The organism is Streptomyces sp. NPDC034670 (assembly GCF_055574875.1).
Map to the genome: position 1 here is coordinate 1 of NZ_JBVITR010000079.1, position 17,531 is coordinate 17,531.

General features: G+C 74.0%; 14 protein-coding genes and 1 pseudogene. 6 read left to right on the forward strand and 9 right to left on the reverse strand.

All coding sequences use genetic code 11. The features are described from left to right. Nucleotides 1–85 precede the first annotated feature (85 nt). Nucleotides 86–1,312: a threonine ammonia-lyase gene (ilvA, locus tag ACZ56B_RS30885; RefSeq protein WP_468797743.1), complete on the reverse strand. Its 1,227-nt coding sequence runs from the start codon at nucleotides 1,310–1,312 to the stop codon at nucleotides 86–88. Nucleotides 1,313–1,457: 145 nt separating this feature from the next. Between ilvA and ACZ56B_RS30890 the strand changes: the two genes are divergently transcribed. The 3 genes from ACZ56B_RS30890 (at nucleotide 1,458) to ACZ56B_RS30900 (ending at nucleotide 2,967) form a co-directional block, all read left to right on the forward strand. Then, on the forward strand, nucleotides 1,458–1,997 hold the full coding sequence (locus ACZ56B_RS30890) for a MarR family winged helix-turn-helix transcriptional regulator (protein ID WP_468797746.1): 540 nt from the start codon (nucleotides 1,458–1,460) through the stop codon (nucleotides 1,995–1,997). Between the two features lie 165 nt (nucleotides 1,998–2,162). Continuing rightward, nucleotides 2,163–2,666 (forward strand): sigma factor-like helix-turn-helix DNA-binding protein, encoded by a 504-nt coding sequence (locus ACZ56B_RS30895; RefSeq protein WP_468797749.1) that lies wholly within the window; start codon nucleotides 2,163–2,165, stop codon nucleotides 2,664–2,666. Nucleotides 2,667–2,718: 52 nt separating this feature from the next. Continuing rightward, nucleotides 2,719–2,967: a hypothetical protein gene (locus ACZ56B_RS30900; protein WP_468797751.1), complete on the forward strand. Its 249-nt coding sequence runs from the start codon at nucleotides 2,719–2,721 to the stop codon at nucleotides 2,965–2,967. A 30-nt stretch (nucleotides 2,968–2,997) separates the two neighbouring features. Here the strand turns inward: ACZ56B_RS30900 and ACZ56B_RS30905 are convergent, their stop codons facing one another. Then, on the reverse strand, nucleotides 2,998–4,155 hold the full coding sequence (locus ACZ56B_RS30905) for a cystathionine gamma-synthase (RefSeq protein WP_468797754.1): 1,158 nt from the start codon (nucleotides 4,153–4,155) through the stop codon (nucleotides 2,998–3,000). 175 nt (nucleotides 4,156–4,330) lie between these two features. Here ACZ56B_RS30905 and ACZ56B_RS30910 point away from each other — a divergent pair, with 175 nt between their 5' ends. Beyond that, nucleotides 4,331–5,449 (forward strand): hypothetical protein, encoded by a 1,119-nt coding sequence (locus ACZ56B_RS30910; RefSeq protein ID WP_468797757.1) that lies wholly within the window; start codon nucleotides 4,331–4,333, stop codon nucleotides 5,447–5,449. A 96-nt stretch (nucleotides 5,450–5,545) separates the two neighbouring features. On the opposite strand, the gene ACZ56B_RS30915 is transcribed toward ACZ56B_RS30910, so the two are convergent. After that, complete coding sequence (locus ACZ56B_RS30915; RefSeq protein ID WP_468797760.1) at nucleotides 5,546–6,586, reverse strand: NAD(P)-dependent alcohol dehydrogenase; 1,041 nt, start codon at nucleotides 6,584–6,586, stop codon at nucleotides 5,546–5,548. Between the two features lie 227 nt (nucleotides 6,587–6,813). Between ACZ56B_RS30915 and ACZ56B_RS30920 the strand changes: the two are divergent. After that, nucleotides 6,814–7,296 (forward strand): annotated as a pseudogene (locus tag ACZ56B_RS30920) (helix-turn-helix domain-containing protein); the annotation flags it as partial. Here the strand turns inward: ACZ56B_RS30920 and ACZ56B_RS30925 are convergent. The 3 genes from ACZ56B_RS30925 to ACZ56B_RS30935 form a co-directional block, all read right to left on the reverse strand. Beyond that, nucleotides 7,287–10,550, reverse strand: a complete 3,264-nt coding sequence (locus ACZ56B_RS30925; RefSeq protein WP_468797787.1) for a S8 family peptidase — start codon at nucleotides 10,548–10,550, stop codon at nucleotides 7,287–7,289. The pseudogene ACZ56B_RS30920 and the gene ACZ56B_RS30925 overlap by 10 nt on opposite strands. A 445-nt stretch (nucleotides 10,551–10,995) precedes the next feature. Continuing rightward, nucleotides 10,996–12,255 (reverse strand): L,D-transpeptidase, encoded by a 1,260-nt coding sequence (locus ACZ56B_RS30930; RefSeq protein ID WP_468797763.1) that lies wholly within the window; start codon nucleotides 12,253–12,255, stop codon nucleotides 10,996–10,998. Between the two features lie 224 nt (nucleotides 12,256–12,479). Beyond that, nucleotides 12,480–12,884: a hypothetical protein gene (locus ACZ56B_RS30935; RefSeq protein ID WP_468797766.1), complete on the reverse strand. Its 405-nt coding sequence runs from the start codon at nucleotides 12,882–12,884 to the stop codon at nucleotides 12,480–12,482. A gap of 109 nt (nucleotides 12,885–12,993) precedes the next feature. Here ACZ56B_RS30935 and ACZ56B_RS30940 point away from each other — a divergent pair, with 109 nt between their 5' ends. Continuing rightward, complete coding sequence (locus ACZ56B_RS30940; RefSeq protein ID WP_468797769.1) at nucleotides 12,994–13,320, forward strand: hypothetical protein; 327 nt, start codon at nucleotides 12,994–12,996, stop codon at nucleotides 13,318–13,320. Between the two features lie 138 nt (nucleotides 13,321–13,458). On the opposite strand, the gene hutH is transcribed toward ACZ56B_RS30940, so the two are convergent. The 3 genes from hutH to ACZ56B_RS30955 all read right to left on the reverse strand — a co-directional run bounded on the left by hutH (nucleotide 13,459) and on the right by ACZ56B_RS30955 (nucleotide 17,203). Then, nucleotides 13,459–15,051 carry a histidine ammonia-lyase gene (gene hutH, locus ACZ56B_RS30945; RefSeq protein WP_468797772.1) on the reverse strand — a complete coding sequence of 531 codons (1,593 nt, stop codon included), beginning with the start codon at nucleotides 15,049–15,051 and terminating at the stop codon, nucleotides 13,459–13,461. 104 nt (nucleotides 15,052–15,155) lie between these two features. After that, on the reverse strand, nucleotides 15,156–16,304 hold the full coding sequence (locus ACZ56B_RS30950) for a GGDEF domain-containing protein (protein WP_468797775.1): 1,149 nt from the start codon (nucleotides 16,302–16,304) through the stop codon (nucleotides 15,156–15,158). A 98-nt stretch (nucleotides 16,305–16,402) separates the two neighbouring features. After that, nucleotides 16,403–17,203 (reverse strand): enoyl-CoA hydratase/isomerase family protein, encoded by an 801-nt coding sequence (locus ACZ56B_RS30955; RefSeq protein WP_468797778.1) that lies wholly within the window; start codon nucleotides 17,201–17,203, stop codon nucleotides 16,403–16,405. Between the last annotated feature and the right edge of the window lie 328 nt (nucleotides 17,204–17,531).

The following is a 17,531-nucleotide window of genomic DNA, read 5'->3' on the forward strand; positions in this document are numbered from 1 at the left end:
GACGAATCCCCTTGAGGACAGCCAGACGGCGTCGGTCAGTCCATGAGTCAGACCCACCCGGAGAAGCCACCACACATCCTCACTGTCAGTCCAGCACCGTGTAACCGGCGTCGCGCAGGGCCCGCTCGACCTCGGCGCAGTGCGCCGGTCCCTCGGTCTCCAGGCGCAGCTCGACCTCCGCCTCCGCGAGCCCGAGCCGCGGGTCGGTCCGCACGTGGCTCACGTCGAGGACGTTGGCGTCGACCGCGGACAACGCCCCGAGGAGCGCCGCGAGGGCACCCGGCCGGTCCGTCAGGCGCAGCCGGACGGCCAGGTAGCGGCCCTGCGCGACCATGCCGTGCCGCAGCACGCGCTCCAGCAGCAGCGGGTCGACGTTGCCCCCGGACAGCACCGCCACGACCGGCCCGTCGAAGCCGTCGGGACGGCTCAGCAGCGCCGCGACCGGACTCGCCCCGGCCGGCTCGACGACCAGCTTGGCCCGCTCCAGGCACAGCAGCAGCGCCGTGGACAGCTCGTCCTCCGTGACGGTGCGCACCTCGTCCACCAGCTCGCCGACGATCCCGAACGGCACGTCACCGGGCCGCCCCACCCTGATGCCGTCGGCCATCGTCGACGGGTTCCGCAACGGGACCGGCCGCCCGGCCGCCAGCGAGGGCGGATACGCCGCCGCGCCCGCCGCCTGCACCCCGACGATCCGCACCTCCGGCCGCAGCGCCTTCACCGCGACCGCGATGCCGGCGGCCAGCCCGCCCCCGCCCATGCCCACGACGATCGTCCGCACCTCGGGGCACTGCTCCAGGATCTCCAGGCCCACCGTCCCCTGGCCCGCGACGACGTCCGGGTGGTCGAAGGGGTGGATGAGCACCGCCCCCGTGTCGTGCGCGTACTCCCGCGCGGCGGCCAGCGACTCGTCCACCACCCGGCCCCGCAGCCGCACCTCGGCGCCGTACTCCCGGGTCGCGCCGACCTTCGGCAGCGGGGCGCCCTTCGGCATGAAGACCGTGGCACGCACCCCCAGCAGCGACGCGGCCAGCGCGACCCCCTGCGCGTGGTTCCCGGCGCTCGCCGCGACGACGCCGGCGGCCCGCTCCCCGGGCCGCAGCCCGGCGATCCGGACGTACGCGCCGCGCAGCTTGAACGACCCCGTGCGCTGCAGGTTCTCGCACTTGAGGTGCACCGGCGCGCCCACCCGCCGGGACAGGTACCTGCTGCCCTCCATCGCGGTCACCCGCGCCACCCCCGAGAGCGTCTTCCGGGCGCCGCGCACGTCGTCGAGGGTGACGGCCCGCGAGGATCCGGCCGTGCCGTTCATGCCTCCAGCATCGCAGTCCCCCGCGTCCGTGACCGCGGCGACCGGCCCGCGGCCCCCGCTTCGCGCAGCGCCCGCGCGGCCGGCCCTCCGGGCGCGTACCCTTGTCCCCCACACAAACAGCCCTCCACGAAGTGAGCCCCCGGCCATGCCCACACCACCTGACACGTCGATGGACATGACGACAGACTCAACTGCCGTCGGTGACAGCGGTCTTCTGGACGCGCTGCAGCACGAGGTGGCGCTGTTCGCCCGCCGCGCCGAACAGACGCGGCTCGGCGGGGTCGGCCAGGTGCGCAACTCCATGGACCGCGCCGCCTACCTGCTGCTCAACCGCCTCGACAGGGAAGGCCCGATGGGCGTCAAGGCGCTCGCCGCGAGCATGGGCATCGACTCCTCGACGGTCACCCGGCAGGTGGCCCCGCTCGTGGACACCGGCCTGGTCAAGCGGACTTCGCACCCCGAGGACGGACGCGCGGTCGTGCTCCAGCTGTCCCCGCGCGGACAGGCGCGGCTGGAGGAAGTCCGCGCCTCGCGGCGCGCGTTGATGGCCGAGCTGACCCACGACTGGGAACCGGAGGAGCGCGAGGCGTTCTGCGCCCTCCTGACGCGCTTCAACGGCGCGCTGTCCACGCGGATGTCCGTGCAGGGCGGGCCGGCGGGCGCGGAGGGGCAGCCGGCCTCCTGACCCGTCCCGGGCCCCCGTCGCGCGCCGGGGCGCCGCCGCACGCGGGGACGGTCCGGCTCCGGGTGTGCGCGGCTCTTGACCGCGGGGCGCGCCCTGGCCTCATATGAGAACCGGGTCCCGCCGTACGCGGCCGGGACGGCTCGTTCAGGGCGGCGGGAGGCTCGGTTGCGACCACGGCGGACGTCCCGGGATCCGTGCCGGGCCCGCGAGTTCGAGGCGTACGTCGCGGGCGCGGGCGGCCGGCTGCTGCACACCGCGACGCTGCTCACCGCGGAGGCGCCGGACGACAACCCGCGGGCGCGGCGCCTGCTGGTCCGGGCGCTGGCCCACACCTACGCCTCCTGGGACCGCGTGCGCGGCGACGACCCCTACGACCTCACCCTCCGGTGCCTGGCGACCCGCTTCGCGCACGGCGCCTGGCACCGGCACGGCGGCCCGTTCCGCTCCCGTCCCCGTCCGCACGGCCCGCTGGCCCGGCTCACCCCGCAGGAGCGCCTGGTCCTGGTCCTGCGGCTCCACGAGGGCGTCGCCGAGGAACGGACGGCGGCCCTGCTCGGCCTGTCCGCGGACCGGGTGCGGGCGATCTGCCACCGTGCGACGGCGATCCTCCTGGGCCCGTCCCGGAAACCGGCTCCGGTGGCGGGGGGCGCCGGGGCGGTGCCGTCATGAGGCCGGTCGTGCGGGCGGATCCCGGTGACGGCGACCACGGCGGGGGGCGGCAATGACCCGGACGGACCGCGAGGAGACCGTGCGGCGGCTGCTGGAGCGGTCGCCGCCCGCGGTCCCGCCCGACCTGCACGCGAAGGCCGCGCGCCGCGGTGCCCGCGTCCTGCGGCGCAGGGCGCGGGCCCGCCGCGCGGTGTGGCTGCTGGTGCTCGCGGCGGCCGTGGCGTTCACGGTGTGGGCGCTGACGGCCCGTCCCTGGGTGGAGCCGCCGTCGAGGACGACTCCACCCCTGACGGGCTGGTGAGCCGGCCCGGCGCGCGCCGGCTCGCGGTCCTCACTTCCCGAGCGCCTGCTGGAGGTCGTCGAGCAGGTCGTCGACGTTCTCGATGCCGACGGAGAGCCGCACCAGGTCGGCGGGGACCTCGAGGGCGGAACCCGCCGCCGACGCGTGCGTCATGCGGCCGGGGTGCTCGATCAGCGACTCGACGCCGCCCAGGGACTCCCCGAGGGTGAACACCTCGGTCCGGTTGCAGACCTCGACGGCCGCCTCCTCACCGCCCTCGACGCGGAAGGAGACCATGCCGCCGAACGCCCGCATCTGCTTGGCGGCGACCTCGTGACCGGGGTGGTCCGGCAGCCCCGGGTACAGGACGCCCGTCACCCGCGGGTGGCGGGTGAGCATGTCGGCGACCCTGGTCGCGTTCTCGCTGTGCCGGTCCATGCGGACCGGGAGCGTCTTGGTGCCGCGCAGCACCAGCCAGGAGTCGAAGGGTCCGGCGACCGCGCCCATCGCGTTCTGGTGGAAGGCGAGCTCCTCGCCCAGCTCCGCGTCGGCGGTGACCAGGGCGCCGCCGACGACGTCCGAGTGGCCGCCCATGTACTTGGTCAGGGAGTGCACGACGACGTCCGCGCCGAGCAGCAGCGGCTGCTGGAGGTAGGGCGTGGCGAAGGTGTTGTCGACGACCAGGCGGGCGCCCGCGTCCCGGGCGACCTGGGCGACGGCGGCGACGTCGGTGATGCCGAGCAGCGGGTTGGAGGGGGTCTCCACCCAGATGACCTTGGTCTTCGGGGTGAGGGCGGCCCGCACCGCGGCCGGGTCGGAGGTGTCGGCCACCGACCACTCCACGCCCCAGCGGGCGACGACCTTCGCGAAGAGGCGGAACGTGCCGCCGTACGCGTCGTTCGGGATCACCACGTGGTCGCCGGGGGCGAGCAGCGCCCGCAGCAGGCAGTCCTCGGCCGCCAGTCCGGACGCGAACGCGAGACCGCGGCGGCCGCCCTCCAGGGCGGCGAGGTTCTCCTCCAGCGCGGTTCTGGTCGGATTGGCGCTGCGGCTGTACTCGTAGCCGCCGCGCAGGCCGCCGACGCCGTCCTGCTTGTAGGTGGAGACCTGGTAGATCGGCGGGACGACCGCGCCCGTCAGGGGGTCGGCGGTGTTGCCCGCGTGGATCGCGAGCGTCTCGAAGTGCTGACTGATGTGCCTGTCGCTCATGAGCCCCGAGGGTAGTGGGCGGGCGGCCCGGACGGCGGACCACGGGCCGCCGGCCCCCTGGTGAGCCCGTCGGACCCGTGCGCCGGAGCCGTGCGGAGGGCCCGGGGGCCGGGGTTCCCCACGGAACCGGTCCCCGGGTTGGCCATGGGGCGCCGCGGTCTGGTTCGCTGGTGGCATGGAGATTCTGTGGGTCCTGATCGCGTTCGTCATGCTCGGCGTCGTGATGTCGTCCTTCCTCAGGCGCCGGCGCGGCGCGGTCGGACTGGTCCCGCCCGACCACCCGGACGCCGCGGACCCGGCGAACTACGGCTTCGTCCGCGAGGAGGAGCTGGACGTCCGCATGCCCGGCCCCGACCAGGACCTGCTGGACGTCCTGGACCTGGTGCAGCGCACCCAGGACTACCGTGCGGCACGGCAGCTGCTGGCCGGCACGGACGCGAAGGGCGAGCTGCGCTGGCAGCGCGTGCAGGCCTTCGCGGGCGCCGCCTCGCTGGAGCTGCAGCAGCGGCCCGGCGGGGCGGGCGAGGCGCCGGGCGGGCAGTGGCTGCGGGTCTGGCGGACCGAGGCCCCCAAGGACGCGGGGGGAGCGGCGGTGCACGCCGAGTTCCTGGTGCAGCAGGCGTGGCGCACGGCCTCGCCCGGGTCGGACGAGTTCCGGATCATCATGGAGGAGGCGAGGGAGGCCTGCGGCGAGGCGGCGCTGCTGGCCCCCGGCGACCCGGTCCCGTACATCGTGGAGCTCTCGGTGGCCCGTGGGCTCGGCTACTCCCAGAAGGACTTCGAGCAGGTCTGGCTGAAGATCCTGGACCGCGCCCCGCACCACATGGGGGCCCACCTGGCCGCGCTGCACTACTGGTGCGAGAAGTGGCACGGCTCGCGGCAGGAGGCGTACGCGTTCGCGGAGGCCGCGGCGGCCCGGGCGCCCCAGGGGTCCCTGCTCGCCGCGATGCCGCTCTTCGCGGTGTTCGAGCACCTCCCCGAGGTGAACCTGGTCGCCGGCTTCTACCGGAGCGAGGTCGTCACCCGGGCGATCCACGGCGCGCTGCACGCGGTGCACTCGGCCCGCCCCGACGACCCGATGACGGCGCACGTCCGGCACCTGCTGGTCTTCTTCCTGGTCCGTTCCGAGCGCTGGGCGGAGGCCATGAGCCAGCTGGTGCACGTCGACGGCCACGTCGGTGCGCTCCCCTGGACCCTGTCCGCCGACCCGGCCGCGGAGTTCGCGGTCCACCGGGCCCTGGCGGTCGCGGGCTACGAGGCGAACGGCGGCAGCCCGGCGACCCTGCCGCACTGAGCCGGCGGGCCCGCCGCCCGCCGCCGGTCTCACGGGGACGGCGGCGGGCGGCGGGCTCCGGCACGGCCTCGGGTCGTCGCCGTGCCGGACACGGCCTCAGATCGTCGCCGTGTCGATGACGAAGCGGTAGCGGACGTCGCTGTCGAGGACCCGCTCGTAGGCCTCGTTGATCTCGCTCGCGCCGATCAGCTCGATCTCCGCCCCGATGCCGTGCCCGGCGCAGAAGTCCAGCATCTCCTGGGTCTCCCGGATGCCGCCGATGCTCGATCCCGCGAGGGTCCTGCGTCCGCCGATCACCGAGAAGAGGCTCAGGGAGACGGGCTCCTCCGGGGCGCCCACGTTCACCAGGGCGCCGTCCGTCCGCAGCAGCGACAGGTACGCGTCGAGGTCCAGCGGGGCGGAGACCGTGGAGACGATCAGGTCGAAGACGCCCCTGAGCCGCTCGAAGGTGGCCGGGTCGGCGGTGGCGTAGTAGTGGTCGGCGCCCAGCTTCAGGCCGTCGTCCTTCTTGCGCAGGGACTGCGACAGCACCGTCACCTCGGCGCCCATCGCGTGCGCGATCTTCACGGCCAGGTGGCCGAGACCGCCGAGTCCGACGACCGCGACCTTCTTGCCGGGGCCCGCGTTCCAGTGCCGCAGCGGGGAGTACGTGGTGATGCCCGCGCACAGCAGCGGCGCGGCCTCGTCGAGGGCCAGGCCCTCGGGGACGCGCAGGACGTAGTTCTCGTCGACGACGATCTTCTGCGCGTAGCCGCCGTAGGTCGGCTCGCCGTCCCGGCCGATGCCGTTGTAGGTCATCGTGGCGCCGTCCAGGCAGTACTGCTCCAGACCGGCCCGGCAGTTGTCGCACGTGCGGCAGGAGTCGACCATGCAGCCGACCCCCACGCGGTCGCCGACCCGGAACCGGGTGACGCCGGATCCGACCTCGGACACCACTCCCGTGATCTCGTGGCCCGGGACCATCGGGAAGATCGCCTCGCCCCAGCCCTCGCGGGCCTGGTGGATGTCGGAGTGGCAGATGCCGGCGAACTCGATGTCGATCAGGACGTCGTGCGCGCCGACCGCGCGCCGCTCGATGGTCGTCCGCTCCAGCGGAGCCTTGGCGGCGGGTGCGGCGTACGCGGCGACAGTGGTCATACCAGGGTTCTCCTCGGGATAGTCGTACGCCCGGCTGCCTGCCGTCCGGCCGGGCGCGTCCTCCAACCTGCCCCGGCAGCCGGAAATCACCCGGACCACGGTCCTGCGTACGTCGGCCGTGCGTACCACCGGCAGGGACAGGCTGCCGTGCGTACGACCGGGAAACCGGTGCCACGGACGAGCAGCGGACCGGCCCGGCCGTCACCGGGGCCGACGGGGGCGGCGGCCTGGACCGGCGCGCGGAACCCAGCGAGTTCCCGCGCACCCGGCGGGCCCGGCTGAAGCCCCGGGACGTGGGGCTGCCGGACTTCGGGCGGCACCTCCGGGTGCCGGGGCCGCGCCGCGAGGAACCGGCGCAGCTCGCCGGGGTGTCCGTGGCGTACTGCACGCGCCCGGAGCAGGGCAACGGGCGGAACGTGCCAGCGGAGGTGCTGGACGCGATCGCGCGCGCCCTGCGCCTGACCGACGCCGAGCACGCCCACCTCACGCATCTGGTGCGGCCGGGGCGGTCCGGGAGGAAGCCGGTGCCGCGCGGCCGGCGGCCCCGGCCGGCGCTGCGGCACCTGCTGGGCTCGATCGCGGCTCGGCGCCGTCCGCCTGGGGACGGGCGGCCACCGGGCGCGGACGGGCGGAGGGCCCGCCGGACGTCGTGCTTTCCGGCGGGCCCCCGCTCAGCGCTCCGGGTCGGTGGACCGGTGGCTCACTTGCCGTAGTAGGCGTTGTAGACCGAGAGCGTCGACTTGTTGCCCTTCTTGTCGGTGATCTTGGCGTGGAAGGAGATCGCCTTCCCCTTCGCCGGGTTCCTGACGGTGATCTTCCCCTTCTTGACGTCGGTCTTCTTCCAGGTCTTGCCGTAGTCGTAGGAGACGTACACCGAGAGCGACTTGAGGTTCTTGCCCTGGGCGGCGCCCTCGACGGTGACGGGGAAGGTGGCCTTCTTGCCGGCCGGGACCTTGCTGTCCAGCCCGGTGGCCGCCTGGAAGCGGACCGTGGAGGCGGGCAGCTGCGTGAGGCCGGTGGTCTTCTTGGAGCGGAAGGTCCAGCTCGCGTCGATGCGGGTGGAGGCGGCGGCGACCTTGGCACTGCGCTTGACCGAGGTGGTCAGCTTGTAGGAGGCGTCACCGGACGGAACCTCGAACTCGCCCTCGCCGAACAGCGGGTCGCTGTTCGTGCCGATCTTCTTGCCGTTGCGGTAGAGGCTGGTGGTGACCGAGGTGAAGTCCGAGAATCCGGCGTTGCCCTTGCCGTCGGCGAACAGCGGCAGGAGGCCGTAGACGGTGTTGCCGTCCCGGAAGAGGCCGTCGTCCGCGTTCAGGCGCGGGCCGAAGACGGCCGTGTTGAACCTCTTGGTGTACTTCTTGCCGGCCTTGAAGGCCTGCGGCTCGCCCAGCGTGTAGAAGGCGTCGACGACGGGGAGGCCGTGCGCGTCCTTGCCCGCGCGCTGCTCGAAGTCGAAGGTCCACCGGGCCTTCTCCGACGTCGACAGGTACAGCGTGCGGGAACCGGGCAGCTTCTGCTCGACCAGGCCGCCGAACCCGAAGTCGTCGGGCAGCATGGCCAGGGGGGACACCCCGCCGGTCTTGCCGGGGGCCGCGGCGCCCAGTTCGAGCTTCACCGCGGCGAGTTCGCCCGCCTTGAAGTGCCGGACCTTGCCACCCTGGATCTTCTTGACCCTGGCGCCGGTGATCACGTCGTACTCGGTGCCCGCTCCCCTGGTCCACTGGCCGCTCCAGGTCTGCTGGATCCCGCCGGGGGCCTCCGGACCGAGGTGGGCCATCCGCACGGCGGCGAAGGACTCGGCGAAGGCGCCGACGCCGAACCCGGCCGTGTCGTAGAGGTAGCTGACCGCGGCGGAGAACGGCTTGGCCTTCTTGTCCGGCACGGTGATGTCCGCCGCCCTGGTCCTGCGGGCGTCGATCGTCAGCGTGGTGTCCTTGGTGACGGCCAGCTTCGGCTGGACCAGCCAGTCGAGTCCGCCCTCGAAGGTCATGGGGTCCTTGGTGATCCAGGAGTCCACCAGGTAGGTGCCCCTGGGCAGGCGCAGGGTGGCCGTGCCGGACTCGGTGACCGGGACGCCGTAGCCGCGGTCGGTGCCCAGGCCCGCGTAGCCGATCAGGTCGGTGAGGTGGCCGGTCGAGGGCTTCCCGTCCCTGCCGACGTGCTTGACGGTCACGTCGTAGGACTCGACCTCGCGCTGCACCGCGGCGGCCGTGCGCACCGTCTGCCCGTCGCCCGTGGCGGTCACGTAGGCGGAGTACGTGCCGTCGGCCGTGCCGCCGAGCCGGGTGTCGGCGGTCATGTCGACGAAGGCCCTGCCGCCCGCCGGGACGGTCACCGTGGTGGCGCCCAGCGTGAAGAAGCCGGCCGGGGCCGCCTTGCCCCCGGGGCCGGTGGCGCTCGACGTCAGCTTGAGCGTGACGTCCCGGGTGCCGAGGTTGCGGTAGGTCAGCCGCTTGGTGACCGGCTTGTCGTCGGTGTGCGGCCACTGCTGGACGCCGAAGCTCACCGAGACCGGTTCGGCGATCACGGTCTGCCGGAGCGCCTTGCCGGCCTGGACCCGGCCCGCACCCTGCTCGAACGGGGTGTACTCGCCGCCCTTGGCGGAGCCGGTGAGCGCGCCCTTCAGTTCGGCGTGGGTCCAGTCGGGGTGCTGCTGCTTCAGGAGGGCCGCCGCGCCCGCGACGTGCGGGGTCGCCATCGACGTGCCCGAGATGGTCATGTAGCCGGCCGGCTTCTCGCCGACCTCCCGGGCGATGTCGTTGCCCTTCGCCGAGGCGGCCGTGGTGTCCACGCCGGGTGCGGTGACGTCCGGCTTGATGGCGCCGTCGCCGAGGCGGGGGCCGGTGGAGGAGAAGTCGGCGAGCTTGTCCTTGTCGTCGACGGCGCCGACGGTGAGGGCGGCGTCCGCGCTGCCGGGCGAACCGACCGACTCGGGGCCCGCGTTGCCGGCCGCGATGGCGAACAGGACGCCCTTCTCGGCGGAGAGCTTGTCGACCGCCGCCTCCAGCGGGTCGGTCTCCGGTGTGTCCATGCCGCCCAGGCTCATGTTGACGACGTCGGCGCCCTGCGCGGCCGCCCACTCCATGCCGGCGAGGATGCCGGAGTCGTCGCCGAAGCCGGAGTCGTCGAGGACCTTGCCGTTGAGGATCCTGGCGCCGGGTGCGACGCCCTTGTACTTGCCCTTGGACTGGGCGCCCGTGCCCGCCGCGATCGAGGCGACGTGGGTGCCGTGGCCCACCTTGTCGCCGCTGTCCGGCGCGGTGGTGAAGTTCTTGGACGCGGTCACCTGGCCCTTGAGGTCCGGGTGGGTCGTGTCGACGCCGGTGTCGAGGACGGCGATCTTCACGCCCTTGCCGTCGTAGCCGGCGGACCACGCCTCGGGGGCGCCGATCTGCCCGACGGACGTGTCGAGGGCGACCTCGCGGACCCCGTCCAGCCAGACGTGGGCGATGCCGGAGGCGGTCCGGTCGCCGTTGGTGACGGCGTCCCACAGCTCGGACGCGTCCTCGTGCGGGGTCTGCACCGCGTCCGCGTTCAGGGACTTCAGGGTCCGGCGCAGCGTGCCCGCCTCGCGGACCTCGGACTTGGCGGCCGCCGCGGCCCCCCGGTAGCCGACGATGACCTTGAGCCCCTGCTGCTGGGAGCCGCGGGTCGCGGCCTTCCCGAGTTCGGTGACGTCGAAGAGCCGCCGGTCGAGCTTTCCGCTCGCGACCAGCCGGGCGGCGTCCGCCGGCAGGACCAGGGTGCGGCCGTCGGCCTTGCGGATCCGGACGGGTATGTGTTCCCGCCCCTCGGCCCGGTCGAGGCCGACGACGCGGCCCTCGGCGTCCACGGCGACCCGGTCGCCGGTGATCAGTGTGATGTGCCGGCCGGACGGGAACGAGGACGTCTTCACCGACGCCTTCGCCGCCGGCTGCCCGGCGGCGGACGTCCGCTCCCCGCTCGCCGCCGCCGGACCGGTCATGCCCGCCGCGAGGGCCACGGCGGCCGCCGTGGCGACCGTGGCCGCGCATGCTCTCTTCACTTGTCTGCGCAAGGTTCCCCCTAGCGAGGTCGCCGGGTGATTCCCCGTCACCCGGCCGGGGGTGGTCTCGTACGCCTGCGCGCACCCCCCGGAGCACGCAGTATGCCGAGGGGTGATCAAACGCCTCAAGGGTTGCGGGAAAGGTGGGGAAGTCGCCGGGCGGCTGTAACGTCACCTCAGCAACTCCGTTACAAAACCGCTTGGTTGGGCTTCCCTGACCCATGCCGCCGCCCCTGCCTCCGAGTGGGGCCCGCGCGGTGGCGCGACCGGCCGCGGTGGCGGCGTACGCGCCCGCCGGGCCGGGGGAAAACCGGTGCCGCCGCCCGCCCTCGGCAGGGCGGACGGCGGCACGGTCGAACGGGTGAGGCCCGGTCAGCGGGTGGTGTCAGAGGGCCGAGCCGGCCTTCCACTGCTCCCAGTCCATGTTCCAGCCGCTGAAGCCGTTGTCCGGGGCGATCGTCTTGTCGCCGGTGTTCTGGACGACGACCACGTCACCGATCATCGAGTTGTCGTAGAACCACGCGCCGGGCGTGTTCGGGTCGTTCGCGCCCTTGGTGTCGGCCAGGCCCACACAGCCGTGGCTGGTGTTGGCGCTGCCGAAGACGGACTTGGCGGCCCAGTAGTTGCCGTGGATGAAGGTGCCGGAGGTGCTCAGGCGCATGGCGTGCGGCACGTCCTTGATGTCGTACTCGCCCTTGCCGTCGTCGTCGGTGAAGCCGACGGTCGCGCCGTTCATCCGGGTCTCCTTGAACTTCTCGGAGATCACCATCTGGCCCTCCCAGGTCTTGTTCTCGGGCGACCCGGCGGAGATCGGGATGGTGCGGACGGTCTTGCCGTCCTGCGTGACCTTCATCTGCTTGGTCTTGGCGTCGACGTAGGAGACCTGGTTGCGGCCGATCTTGAAGGTGACGGTCTTCTGCTGGACGCCGAAGACGCCCTCGGCGCCCTCGACCCCGTCGAGCGCCAGCTTGAGGGTGACGGTGGAACCCTCCTGCCAGTACTTCTCGGGGCGGCAGTCCATGCGGTTGGCGTTGAACCAGTGACAGGCGACCTCCTGGCCACTGGTGGTGGAGACGGTGATGCCCTTCTGGACCGCGGCCTTGTCGGTGATCGCCTTGTCGAAGTTGATCGACACCGGCATGCCGACGCCCACGGTGGTGCCGTCGTCCGGGGTGAAGTTCCCGATGAAGCTGTTGGACGGGGAGACCGTGGTGAAGGAGGCGTTCTCGTGGGCGGCGCGGCCCTGGGAGTCCTCGGCGGTGGCCGTCACCTTGTAGGTGGTGGCGCGCTCCAGTTGGGCGTCGGGCTTCCAGCTCTTCTTGTCGTCGGATATCCGGCCGGAGACGGGGGTGCCGTCGGCGGTCGTCATCTTCACCTCGGTGAGCGTGCCCTTGGCCACGGTCACGGCGGCGGAGTTGTTGATGGAGGCGTTGGTGGAGCCGTCCTTCGGCGTGATCTCGATCCGGGCCTCGGAACTCTTCGCGGCCGCCGCCTCGTCGACCTGGGCCTGCGAGGCGCCCTTGCCGTTGCCGCCGTCACTTCCGGCGGAGTCGTCGCCGCCCCCGGAACAGGCCGAGAGCACCAGCACACCGCCGAGCAGAGCGGACGCGGTCGCCAGACCCCTGCGCCGCTTACCGTCCGTCATCACACGCTTCTCCATCGTTGCCGAATCCCAACCCCACGAGTCCCGGCCCGAAGCCGGGACCTCGTCCTAACCTTCAACGCTACGACCGGGTGATCCGGTTCCCCACGGCCGAGGGGTGTGGGCCTCACCACGTCCGCCGCGGCGGACGCCGGCCGGTGCGCCGCTCGGGACGCCGCACCCCCGGACCGCGGTCGCCGCCCGGGGAGCACGGGGCCCGGGCGGCCTCAGCGGGCCCCGCCCTCTTCGGCGCCCCCGGCCCTCCCGTCGCGGCCGTCGTACTCGTCGGCTTCCCCGTATCCGTCGCCGTAGAGCCCCTCGTCGTCCTCCTCGTCGAAGTCCCACTCCGACGCGTCGGGGTCGTGGTCGATCCGCTCGCTGCTCCACGAGGCCCGCTGCAGTTCGACCCCCGGCACCTCGCCGACCAGGTCGACCGGGTCGACGAGGTAGGCGAGGGCCTCGGCCGTGTCCTGCGTCACATTGCTCTCGGCGTGCGCCCGTTCCGCGGCCGACATGCCGCCGTCGGCCGCGATCCTGCGCAGCGCGGCCCCGGTCACCGCGTCCTCGTCGCCGACCTCGAGGACGAGTTCCACGTGGATCCTGACGAATCGTGAAGTCTCCGGATTGCTCATGCCCGGAGCGTACGGGCCCGGACGCCCGTGACTTTCCTGTGACCCGCGCCTTTCACTACCATCGGCCCACACGGCCAATTCGCCAGCGCCACAAGGGGATCGATATTCCGTGTCATCCGCGCTCCGTCCGTTGCTGACCGCCACCACCGCGGGCACCCTGCTGTGCGCCCTGTGGTTCGTCCCGTCCGCGAACGCCACTTCGGACATCCCGGCGGGGAAGTCGACCTCGGCGAGCCCGTCTCCGCAGGTCACGGAGCAGGCGAGGGTCGCGTCCGGCACCACGAGGGCCTCCCTGGAGAGCACCGGCCAGGAGGTCCGGCTCGCCGACACCGGCAGCTTCGACAGCACCCCCTACATCATCGGCGGCACGGCCTGCCTGACCCTGGGCGCCGGGTTCGTCGTCTACTCGGTGCGCCGCGAGCGCTTCGGCTACTGACCCGCCCGCCCCTTCCCCGGCCGGGGCTCCGGGCCACCGGCCCGCGACGGGTGACGACCCGCCGGCTCCGCGGCGCCGCCGGCCGCACCGCACCGGCCCCCCGGGCCGCCCCGGCGCTCCCGCGGGTCCCCGGCCGGTTCAGCGCAGTGGTCCGGTGACCGCCTCCGCGGCCGCGACCAGCCGCCCGTCGCGGACGAACGCCTCCGCCGCGGCGAGGTCGGGCGCGAGGTACCGGTCCGGTCCCGGACCCCCCACCCCCGCCTCCCGCACGGCCTCGATCACGGCCCGCGTCGCGGGCGCGGGCGTCAGCCCCTCGCGCAGTTCCACCGCGCGCGCGGCGGCGTACAGTTCGACGGCGAGGATCCGGGTGAGGCCGTCCACGGCCGTGCGCAGCTTGCGCGCCGCCGACCAGCCCATGGAGACGTGGTCCTCCTGCATCGCGGAGGACGGGATCGAGTCCACCGACGCCGGTACGGCGAGCCGCTTCAACTCGCTCACCAGCGCGGCCTGCGTGTACTGGGCGATCATCAGCCCGGAGTCGACGCCGGCGTCGTCGGCGAGGAACGGCGGCAGCCCGTGGCTGCGGTTCTTGTCCAGCAGCCGGTCGGTGCGGCGCTCGGCGATGGAGCCGAGGTCGGCGGCGGCGACGGCGAGGAAGTCCAGGACGTAGGCGACCGGCGCCCCGTGGAAGTTGCCGTTGGACTCGACCCGTCCGTCCGGCAGCACCACCGGGTTGTCGACCGCGGAGGCGAGTTCGCGCTCGGCGACCAGCCGGGCGTGGGCCAGGGTGTCCCGCCCGGCGCCCGCGACCTGCGGGGCGCAGCGCACCGAGTAGGCGTCCTGGACCCGGGGCGCGTCGTCCTGGTGATGACCCGTCATCCCCGAACCCCTCAGCACGGCCAGCATGTTGGCGGCGCTGGCGGCCTGCCCCGGGTGCGGGCGGATGGCGTGCAGCTCGGGGGCGAGCACCTTGTCGGTGCCGAGCAGCGCCTCCAGGCTGAGGGCGGCCGTGACGTCGGCGGACTTGTAGAGGAGGTCCAGGTCGGCGAGGGCCATGATCAGCATGCCGAGCATGCCGTCGGTGCCGTTGAGGAGGGCGAGCCCTTCCTTCTCGCGCAGTTCGACGGGCCGGATGCCGTGCTCGGCGAGCAGGTCGCCGGCGGGCCGCACGCTGCCGTCGGGCCCCTCGGCCTCCCCCTCGCCCATCAGCGCGAGGGCGCAGTGGGACAGCGGGGCCAGGTCGCCCGAGCAGCCGAGGGAGCCGTACTCGTACACCACCGGGGTGATCCCGGCGTTCAGCACGTCGGCCATGGTCCGCGCGACCTCGGGCCGCACCCCGGTGTATCCGGAGCAGACGGTCTTCAGGCGCAGGAACATCAGGGCGCGGACGACCTCCCGCTCCACCCGCGCCCCCATCCCGGCGGCGTGCGAGCGGACGATGTTGCGCTGCAGCCGGCCGCGCAGCCCGGGGCTGATGTGCCGGGTGGCGAGGGCGCCGAAGCCGGTGCTCACGCCGTACACGGGGTCCGGCTTGGCGGCCAGGGCGTCCACGATCCCGCGGGCGGCGGCGAGGGCGGCCACCGCCCGGTCGGACAGTTCGACGCGGGCGCCGCCGCGCGCCACGGCGAGCACGTCGGACACGGTCACCCCGGGCGCCCGCCCGTCCCCCACCACCACCTTCTCGAGCCCGCGCCGCGCGCCTTCCCCGTCCACCACGGTGTGCATATCCATATTCAGGAGACTACGCAGTGAATTCAATGATGTCACCACCGGGAGACCGGTCCGCCCCTTACCGGCGCGTCGCACCCGCCGGGACCACGAGGGGGCGCCCGCGACTACGGCGAGTGCCGCCCCCGGAACCGGCGCCGCTCCCCGTCCGCCCCCGGCGACGGCTCGTCCGCGAGCCGCACGACGGGATCGTCGGGGCCCTCCCGCCCGGCGACGACGGGGTGGGCGGCCCGGTCGGCCTTGGCCCGGTACTGCGCCGCGTCGGCCAGCCGGAACAGCCGCCGGGCGGAGTGCACCGGCCCGACGGGGTCCCCGGTGGACGCCACCCCGCAGGCGACACCGTCGCCGATCCCGAGGTCGACGGCCCGGCGGCACACCTCGTCGGCCGCCTTCACGACCTCGTCGGCGGACGGCCCCACGGACAGCAGGCAGAACTCGTCCCCGCCGAGCCGCGCCGCCAGAGCGCCCGGCAGCATGGCCCCGCACAGCGACAGCACGCTCCCGAACCGCTCCAGCAGCCGGTCCCCGGCCGCGTGCCCGAGGGTGTCGTTGACCTTCTTCAACCCGTTGAGATCGCACACCACGAGGCCGACGACGGCCCCGTCCCGGCGGTGCCGCTCGATCGCCTCGTCGAGCCGCGCGTCCACGGCCCGGCGGTTGGCCAGCCCGGTCAGCGCGTCCGTGTACGCCAGCCGGCGGGCCTCCTCCAGCCGCTCGGCCTGCGCGATCCCGGCGGCGACGACGGCGGCCAGGACGGTCGCGAAATCGGCGTCGCCCCGGCCGAAGACGGGCGCGCCCACCGGCCGGGCCACGTACAGCTCGCCCCACGCCCGCCCGTGCAGCACGATCGGGGCGACCACGCAGCACCCCCGCCCGCGCCGCCGCAGCGCCGCGACCCGCTGCTGGCAGTACCCCGGGCGTCCCGCCGCGGCCCCCTCGGCCGTCTCCACCCAGGCGTCGGGCTCACCGCCGCCGGCCCACCGCTCGTGCAGGAACTCGGTGATCTCGGCGAACTGGTGCACCGGGTAGGACTCGTCCTCCGGGAACTCCTCCTCCCCCTCGGCCAGCTCCCCCACGTTCACCAGGACCCGCAGCCGCCCGAGCTCCCGCTCCCACACCGACAGCGCGGCGAAGCTCCCGTCCAGCGCCCGGCGGGCCCCGCCCGCCGCGGCCCGCCAGGCCTCCCGCGAACCCTGCGCGGCGGCCATGCCCTGGGCCAGCGCCACCACGGCCGCCAGCCGGCTGTCCTCACCCATCCCTCCAGGCTAAGGAGATTCCGGACGAACGGGGACATCGGCCGCGCGAACGGGGATCACCGCAGCGGGACGGAACGCGGGGCCGCGCCGGCCTCCCGCTACTCCCCCGGCCAGTTCGGCCTGCGCTTCTCGTTGAAGGCGGCGACCCCCTCCGCACGGTCGCCCGAGAACGCCACCGACCGCCAGGCCGCGTCCTCGACCTCGAGGCCGGCGGACAGATCCAGGCCGTGCCCCAGGCGCAGCGCCCGCTTGGCCGCCCGCAGCCCCACCGGGGAGTTCGCGGCGATCCGGGACGCCAGGGCCAGGGCCGCCTCCCGGTCCCGCCCCTCCTCCACCAGCTCGTCGACGAGCCCCAGCTCCCGGGCCTCGGCGGCCTCCACCCGACGCGCCGTGAAGATCAGCTCGGCGGCGCGCGCCGCACCCACCCGCCGGGGCAGCAACTGCGTGCCGCCCCCGCCCGGGATCACCCCGACGGACACCTCGGGCAGCCCCACCACCGCCGTGCGGTCGGCCACGATCACGTCGCAGGACAGGGCCAGCTCGAAACCGCCGCCCAGGGCGAACCCGTGCACCGCCGCGACCGTGGGCACCGGCAGCTCGAGCACTCCGGTGTAGGCCCCGCGCGCCACCGGGCGCTGACGCACCAGGTCGGCGTCGCTGAAGGAGTTGCGCTCCTTCAGGTCGGCCCCCACGCAGAACGCCCGCTCGTGCGACGAGGTCAGCACCACCACCCGGACGCCGCGGTCCTCCGCCAGCGCCGCACAGGCCCCGGCGAGGGAGCGGGCCATCCCGGTCGACACGGCGTTCATGGCCTTCGGCCGGTCGAGGACGAGCTCCGCGACATGCCCCTGCTCGTGCCGGCGCACCAGCACGAACTCCCCGAACCGTTCCTCACTCATGACACCCTCCGGTTAACGCGGGTTAACATCGCTCGCCCCGATCATCGCAGCCCGGCACCCGCCCGGAAAAGGGCGCGCCCGGTTCCCCGGACACGCCCGCGCCCTCCGCCCCGGCCCCGTCCCGCACCCGAACGCCCCCGCCGGACCCACCGGGGGGACCCGGGCCCGTCCTGTGCGTACCGGTCGTCGGCCTGTGCGTCGGCGGCGGTGGGCGCTGGAGCCTGTCGTTTGGATCACCCTGGCGTCGGGGGGGGGGGGGGGGGGGGGGGGGGGGGCAACCACCCCCCCCCCCCCCACCACGCCCCCCCCCCCCCCGCCCCCCCTCCGC

Bases quoted from the DNA above. Each gene is read 5' to 3' on its own strand.
- ilvA (WP_468797743.1), bottom strand. From the start codon at position 1,312: ATGAACGGCACGGCCGGATCCTCGCGGGCCGTCACCCTCGACGACGTG.
- ACZ56B_RS30890 (WP_468797746.1), top strand. From the start codon at position 1,458: ATGCCCACACCACCTGACACGTCGATGGACATGACGACAGACTCAACT.
- ACZ56B_RS30900 (WP_468797751.1), top strand. From the start codon at position 2,719: ATGACCCGGACGGACCGCGAGGAGACCGTGCGGCGGCTGCTGGAGCGG.
- ACZ56B_RS30905 (WP_468797754.1), bottom strand. From the start codon at position 4,155: ATGAGCGACAGGCACATCAGTCAGCACTTCGAGACGCTCGCGATCCAC.
- ACZ56B_RS30910 (WP_468797757.1), top strand. From the start codon at position 4,331: ATGGAGATTCTGTGGGTCCTGATCGCGTTCGTCATGCTCGGCGTCGTG.
- ACZ56B_RS30915 (WP_468797760.1), bottom strand. From the start codon at position 6,586: ATGACCACTGTCGCCGCGTACGCCGCACCCGCCGCCAAGGCTCCGCTG.
- ACZ56B_RS30925 (WP_468797787.1), bottom strand. From the start codon at position 10,550: ATGACCGGTCCGGCGGCGGCGAGCGGGGAGCGGACGTCCGCCGCCGGG.
- ACZ56B_RS30930 (WP_468797763.1), bottom strand. From the start codon at position 12,255: ATGACGGACGGTAAGCGGCGCAGGGGTCTGGCGACCGCGTCCGCTCTG.
- ACZ56B_RS30935 (WP_468797766.1), bottom strand. From the start codon at position 12,884: ATGAGCAATCCGGAGACTTCACGATTCGTCAGGATCCACGTGGAACTC.
- hutH (WP_468797772.1), bottom strand. From the start codon at position 15,051: ATGGATATGCACACCGTGGTGGACGGGGAAGGCGCGCGGCGCGGGCTC.
- ACZ56B_RS30950 (WP_468797775.1), bottom strand. From the start codon at position 16,304: ATGGGTGAGGACAGCCGGCTGGCGGCCGTGGTGGCGCTGGCCCAGGGC.
- ACZ56B_RS30955 (WP_468797778.1), bottom strand. From the start codon at position 17,203: ATGAGTGAGGAACGGTTCGGGGAGTTCGTGCTGGTGCGCCGGCACGAG.